Consider the following 6,356-nt stretch of genomic DNA (forward strand, 5'->3'; position numbering starts at 1 on the left):
AGTACTATACGTTTTCAAGGTCAAAACAAAAAGAGCCCTAATCACAAAGTGATTAGAACTCGAATTTAGTTTCACCAACAAAGGTTGACGAAGAGCCTTTATATATAGTAGGATCAGTTTTGTCGGAACGCGTTCATTCCAGATGATTGAGAAATAAATACAATAGTCTTCAATCTGGTTTCCGTAATATTGTGATAATCCGGATGATCCCCGGGCACCAACCAAAATGACCAATGATGGACGTTTCTTGTTCACCATTGGTCATTTTGTGTGGGTAGGGATTAAGAACGCTAGAGGGCACTTGTAATGGGATGACCAACTTGCTTCAAATAAATAGAGAAAAACGATTTAAAATGTTTATGCCAAAAAATCCAAGGACAGTCTGACTTTTGAGTAATTCATTTATTCAGATGACGGGAAATCCACTTTTCAAAAAATAGATTATAATGAAATGACGATAACAGCAAACAAGGGAGCAAACACATGATATCCGGATTAAGACAAATCAGAGAATTCGTTCAACAACAGCTTGGTTACGAAACCACCGGTCACGACTACACGCATATTGAGCGGGTGGTGAGTTTGACCAAGCTCATTTTAAAGGGTGAGGATGCCGATGAATCGCTGGTGGTGATTGCTGCCTATTTACATGATGTGAGTGATGACAAAGTGACTACCAACCCTGAGGCTAAACGGCAGGCAATTGTTACCCAGCTCAAGAATGTCGGTTACGATGACCCATTTATTAAAAAAGTGTTTGAAATTATTGATAACATGTCCTACAGTGCTAATTTGAAAACGCATCATCAATTATCACTGGAAGGCCAAATCGTGCAGGATGCCGATCGTTTGGACGCCATTGGGGCAATTGGGATTGCCCGCACGTTTTACTTTGGCGGTCATTTTGGCGAAATAATGTATAATCCACGAATGATGCCGCGAAAAGATATGGATAAAGCTGAGTATCGCAAGCAGGGAACGATTATTAACCATTTTTACGAAAAATTATTTAAACTCAAAGATCAAATGAACACGCCGACTGCCAAACAAATTGCGGAGCATCGCCAACAAATCATGAAAGCCTTTGTCAATGAGTTTGTCGATGAATGGAACGGGACTAAATGATCCGGAAAATGACATTCATTAAGCTTGAAATTAACAGATTAAATAATGAAATAACCAGGACAATCATCGTAAAGTGGCTCAGCAGTGCAGAAAATCCCGCTTCTAATGGTGTGATCGAAATAATAATTGTCAAGCCAACTAGGAAAATGACTGCCTGCAAAATCCCCTGGCTAGCATTTTCGTAATCGGCTGGGCTGAGGTCAAAGCCGCCAATACAAATGTTAGCTGCAATGATAAGAAAGACTGGCATTGAGATCCAGCTGAATTCTGGCAGGGTAAAGTTCATTTGATTGAATGACTGTTGGGTCGCGGCGATGAGCGATTGGTAAACTTCTGGAATTGTGTAGCTTGCAAGCCCTAAAGTTGCCAAGCAACATCCAAATATGGGAGCAACCCCAATAAACAGGTTGCCCATATTTTGATAAAAGTTACGCTGGTTCCACGTATGATGAACGTACCCCAATGCTGGATTATCACTAGTAGGAATACGAATTAACCGAAATTGATCGATGTGATGACCGAAAACCAGTGCCATGAGTAGGTGGCTGGCTTCATGAATGATGACACCAAGAAAGCCGAAACCAAGCTGTCCAGCAGTCCTAAAATGATTGGCGATCTGTTGTTTAGTGTCGCGATTAATTGCTGAAAGCAGATATATAAAAAGAAATGGTACTCCGATCAATAATCCGAGTACCAAACAAATATTGATTAAAATTGCATTGATCATGGGCTATTCCTTTATGTCAGCAAATTTACCGCCAACTAAATTCACCAGTTGCTGAGCATCAACTTTGACAGAACGACCAATTTGACCGGATGAAACAATGATTTCACCCATTTCTTTGGCTTCTTGGTCAATGTAAATTGGATAGTGAAATTTTTCCCAAATACCAATTGGGGTGTTGGCACCGTGCTGATAACCGGTTGTTTTGAGTAGATCCTTGAGTGGAACCATGTTGACTTTCTTATTGCCAGAAACTTTGGCGAGCTTTTTTTCGTCAAGATGTTCGTCAACGGGGACAACCCCAACAACTGGCCCAGTTTTCTTACCCTCTAACACGAGGGTTTTAAAAATTTGGTGCTCATTTTGATCAACGTGGTCCACGCTGATCTGTTCAACATCGCCCTCTTTGTGAGTTGGAAATTCCATCTGCACAAACGGAATTTGATGCTTATCCAGAATTTGTTCGACTAATGTTTTGTGAACTTTTTTATTTTTCTTTTTTGCCATTTTAGACCCACCTCACGAATAGTTTATCACATCAGAATATCGAATTCTGTCTGAACAGATTGAAATTATCTGTTATACTCTTAAGATAACAGATCAATTGGACGATTTATAAGGAGCAGCAATGACTGATTTAGTGTATCGCACCATCATGAAAGACTTAAAGGATAGGATTCAGGCCAATGAATTCGAATCCAAACGATTACCTGATGAGCGCAGCCTGAGTGAATCTTATGGTGTCAGCAGAAGTTCGATTAAGCGGGCCTTAAATGTTTTAGCAAATCAAGGGATTATCTTTAAGAAGCGGGGATCCGGCACTTTTATTAACCCACTGTATCAGAAGAATCAGACCATCTTTCAATATGAAGGATCAAATTTGGGCGTTACGGACAGCTTTAAGAGCAATGGTAAGGTCCCCCAAATCAAACTGCTGGATTTTAAGGTCATTCCAGCTAGCGAGGAATTGCAGACAGAATTGTTTTTGGATCCGGGCGAGTTTGTCTATCAAATTAAGCGATTACGATCATTCGATAATCAGCCGTTCATGATTGAAATGGGCTATATCCCCATCAGGGTAGCCCCAGAGTTGAACAGCGAAAGAGTGGAAGGTTCAATCTTTAACTATTTTGAAGATACAACTGGCAAGTCGGTTACGAAGTCATTTATGACAATTACGGCAGATCCTTCAAGTGAAGAGGACCAAAAGTTATTGGCATTAAAGCCGATAGAACCGGTTGGAGTCATGGAAGGCATTTTCTTCTTGGATGATGGAACGCCGTTTGAGGTTTCAAATATGCGAATTCATTATAAGTATTTGAATTATAATACGTTTGTGAGTTTGGATGAAAATAGTTAGTGTGCGGAGCGAAACGCTTAGGTGCGGTAATATAAGGGCATCCCTACCAATAATCCTGATTTTGGGATTATTGGTAGGGATGCCCTTATATTTTTAGCGCCTGGTTCACGGAACACAACGCCACTATGTAATGGTGGGCAGCCACAACAAGAAAGCAACCCAGTGAAACGCGTTAACCAGTTTTGAATCACCTATTAGTTTTTCCACATGATGAATTTTCCACGCTAATTTTGAAATCCGATCTCGTTTTCAAACCTGACCGCAAAAAATATATTACAATTTCAAAATATGAGTAGACTAATATTTTCAAATCGTTCATAATGGCTTTAATGTATAGGGATTGAAGATCCAAAATATTGGACCGTATCAATTTGCGAAAAGGTTGACTTTTTGCAAATATCGTTTAGTATTAGGGGTGTAAATTGATTAGATGTAAGTCTGTCAATTTTTCGAACATTCTATACAGAAGCTTTGTTGTTAAATCGAAGAAGGAGTGTTAATTAATGACAGTAGATTACGATTCCAAAGAATATTTGGAACTTGTTGATAAGTACTGGCGTGCCGCTAATTACCTTTCGGTAGGTCAATTGTTCTTGCGCGACAATCCATTACTTAAGAAGCCCCTTGAATCCAAGGACGTTAAAGTTAAGCCTATTGGACACTGGGGAACTATCGTATCCCAAAACTTGATTTATGCAGAATTAAACCGTGTTATTAACAAATACGATTTGAACATGTTCTACATTGAAGGATCAGGTCATGGTGGCCAAGTGATGGTTTCTAACTCATACCTTGATGGTAGTTATTCAGATATCTATCCAAACATCAGCCAAGACGAAAAAGGTATGGCTAAATTGTTCAAGCAATTCTCATTCCCAGGTGGAGTTGCTTCTCATGCCGCACCAGAAACTCCAGGTTCAATCCACGAAGGTGGCGAACTTGGTTACTCACTTTCACATGGTACCGGTGCTATCTTAGACAACCCAGATGTAATCGCTGCTGTTGAAATTGGTGATGGTGAATCAGAAACTGGTCCATTGGCTGCATCATGGTTCTCTGACAAGTTCATCAACCCAATCACTGATGGTGCTGTTCTTCCTATTATCAACATGAACGGCTTCAAGATTTCTAACCCGACTATCCTTTCACGAATGAGTGACGAAGACTTAACAAGTTACTTCAAAGGAATGGGCTGGGATCCATACTTCGTTGAAGCTACTGCTGATACAGATCATGCTAAGGTTGAAGCAGACTTTGCTAAGACCCTTGATCATGTTATCGAAGAAATCAAGTCAATTCAAAAGAATGCTCGTGAAAACGAAACTCCTGATAGCGTTAAGTTACCTAACTGGCCAATGATTATCTTCCGTTCACCTAAAGGCTGGACTGGTCCTAAGAAGGATCTCGATGGTAACCCTATCGAAGGTTCATTCCGTGCTCACCAAGTTCCAATCCCTGTTGCTGCAGGTTCAATGGAACACAAAGACTTGCTTATTAACTGGTTGAAGTCATACAAGCCTGAAGAATTATTTGATGAAAACGGTACTCTTAAGCCAGAAATTCGTGAAGTTGCTCCTAAGGGCGACAAGCGGATGTCAGTTAACCCAATCACTAACGGTGGTATTAAGCCAGAACCATTGAAGCTCCCTGATGTTCGCGACTTCGAAGTTAAATTCGATCGTGGTGTTACTCAGAAGCAAGATATGATTGAATGGTCAAACTGGTTGGAAAAAGTTGCTGAACTTAACCCAACTAGCTTCCGTGGATTCGGTCCTGATGAAACTAAGTCAAACCGTCTTTACAGCTTACTTGACGATTCCAAGCGTCAATGGATGGAAGATATTCACGAACCATATGATGAAGATCTTTCAAACCATGGCCGGGTTATTGATTCACAACTTTCAGAACACCAAGCAGAAGGTTGGCTTGAAGGTTATGTATTGACTGGTCGTCACGGATTCTTTGCTACTTACGAATCATTCGGTCGAGTTGTCGACTCAATGTTGACTCAACACTTCAAGTGGTTACGTAAAGCTTCAGAACAATACTGGAGAAAGCAATATCCTTCATTGAACTTTGTTGATACTTCAACAGTATTCCAGCAAGATCACAATGGTTATACCCACCAAGATCCAGGTATGTTAACTCACTTAGCTGAGAAGAAGCCTGAATTCATCCGTGAGTATCTCCCAGCTGATGCAAACGAATTGTTAGCTGTTGGTGATTCTGCATTCAGAACTTACGAAAAGATCAACTTAATTGTTACTTCAAAGCACCCACGCCGTCAATGGTACACAATGGATGAAGCTCAAAACCTTGTTAAGAATGGTCTTGGCTACATCGATTGGGCATCAACTGACCAAGGTCAAGAACCAGATGTTGTCTTTGCTGCTGCAGGTTCAGAACCTAACTTGGAAGCATTGGCTGCTATCTCAATCTTGAACAAGGAATTCCCAGAAATGAAGATTCGTTATATCAACGTTGTTGATCTATTGAAGCTTCGTTCACCTAAGGTTGACCCTCGTGGCTTGAGTGATGAAGAATTTGACAACTTGTTCACTACTGACAAGCCAGTTATCTTCGCATTCCATGGCTTCGAAGGATTAATCAAAGATATCTTCTTCGATCGTCACAACCACAATCTTCATGTTCATGGCTATCGTGAGAATGGTGATATCACAACACCATTTGACATGCGTGTCTTGAACCAATTGGATCGTTTCGATCTTGCTAAGGAAGCTGTTCAAGATATTCCAGCTTACTCAGTTAAGGGTAGTTACTTCATCCAACGTATGAATGATACGGTTGATAAGCACAATGCTTACATTCGTCAAGAAGGTACTGATCTTCCAGAAGTTGTTAACTGGAAGTGGGAAGGCCTTAAGAAGTAATTAAGTTAAATACTGGTTACTGATTAAAGAGGTTGGGACATACGCCTCGCCGAAAAAATAAACTGAGATAAATTTCCGCTTTTTGGAAATTTATCTCAGTTTTTTTCCCCCATTAAAAAAAGGATTAGTACCTTAGCGTAATATTTAGCAAATGACACCCCCCCTTGATTAAGAAAAAGTAAGCACTAAATAACTGGACGTCTACTTCGTAGACGTCTTTTTGAGTACCATAGAATTATTAATTAAGTATGAGGTG

At 40.2% G+C, this 6,356-nt stretch carries 5 protein-coding genes; 3 read left to right on the top strand and 2 right to left on the bottom strand.

Annotated features, from left to right (window positions below):
- The first annotated feature begins 483 nt into the window (after positions 1-483).
- Positions 484-1,125 (top strand): HD domain-containing protein, encoded by a 642-nt coding sequence (locus KTE19_RS12465; protein WP_217342409.1) that lies wholly within the window; start codon positions 484-486, stop codon positions 1,123-1,125.
- On the opposite strand, the gene KTE19_RS12470 is transcribed toward KTE19_RS12465, so the two are convergent.
- Together KTE19_RS12470 and ybaK are read right to left on the bottom strand one after the other, a co-directional pair.
- Entirely contained in the window at positions 1,118-1,852 is a 735-nt protein-coding gene (locus KTE19_RS12470; protein WP_217342410.1) for a hypothetical protein, read from the bottom strand. The two genes, KTE19_RS12465 and KTE19_RS12470, sit on opposite strands and share 8 nt — an antisense overlap.
- 3 nt (positions 1,853-1,855) lie before the next feature.
- Entirely contained in the window at positions 1,856-2,356 is a 501-nt protein-coding gene (ybaK, locus tag KTE19_RS12475) for a Cys-tRNA(Pro) deacylase (protein WP_217163851.1), read from the bottom strand.
- A 121-nt stretch (positions 2,357-2,477) separates the two neighbouring features.
- On the opposite strand from ybaK, the gene KTE19_RS12480 reads away from it, so the two are divergent.
- The gene (locus KTE19_RS12480; protein ID WP_217163849.1) at positions 2,478-3,209 is read left to right on the top strand and encodes a GntR family transcriptional regulator; all 732 of its coding nucleotides are present in this window, start codon (positions 2,478-2,480) and stop codon (positions 3,207-3,209) included.
- Positions 3,210-3,712: 503 nt separating this feature from the next.
- The gene (locus KTE19_RS12485) at positions 3,713-6,100 is read left to right on the top strand and encodes a phosphoketolase family protein (RefSeq protein WP_217163847.1); all 2,388 of its coding nucleotides are present in this window, start codon (positions 3,713-3,715) and stop codon (positions 6,098-6,100) included.
- The last annotated feature ends 256 nt before the right edge of the window (positions 6,101-6,356 follow it).

The sequence above is a fragment of the Lentilactobacillus dabitei genome (assembly GCF_019061365.1).
In the GTDB taxonomy this organism is placed as follows: domain Bacteria; phylum Bacillota; class Bacilli; order Lactobacillales; family Lactobacillaceae; genus Lentilactobacillus; species Lentilactobacillus dabitei.

Excerpts from the sequence above, each read along its gene's own strand:
- KTE19_RS12470 (WP_217342410.1), bottom strand. The coding sequence starts at position 1,852 with ATGATCAATGCAATTTTAATCAATATTTGTTTGGTACTCGGATTATTG.
- ybaK (WP_217163851.1), bottom strand. The coding sequence starts at position 2,356 with ATGGCAAAAAAGAAAAATAAAAAAGTTCACAAAACATTAGTCGAACAA.
- KTE19_RS12485 (WP_217163847.1), top strand. The coding sequence starts at position 3,713 with ATGACAGTAGATTACGATTCCAAAGAATATTTGGAACTTGTTGATAAG.
- KTE19_RS12465 (WP_217342409.1), top strand. The coding sequence starts at position 484 with ATGATATCCGGATTAAGACAAATCAGAGAATTCGTTCAACAACAGCTT.
- KTE19_RS12480 (WP_217163849.1), top strand. The coding sequence starts at position 2,478 with ATGACTGATTTAGTGTATCGCACCATCATGAAAGACTTAAAGGATAGG.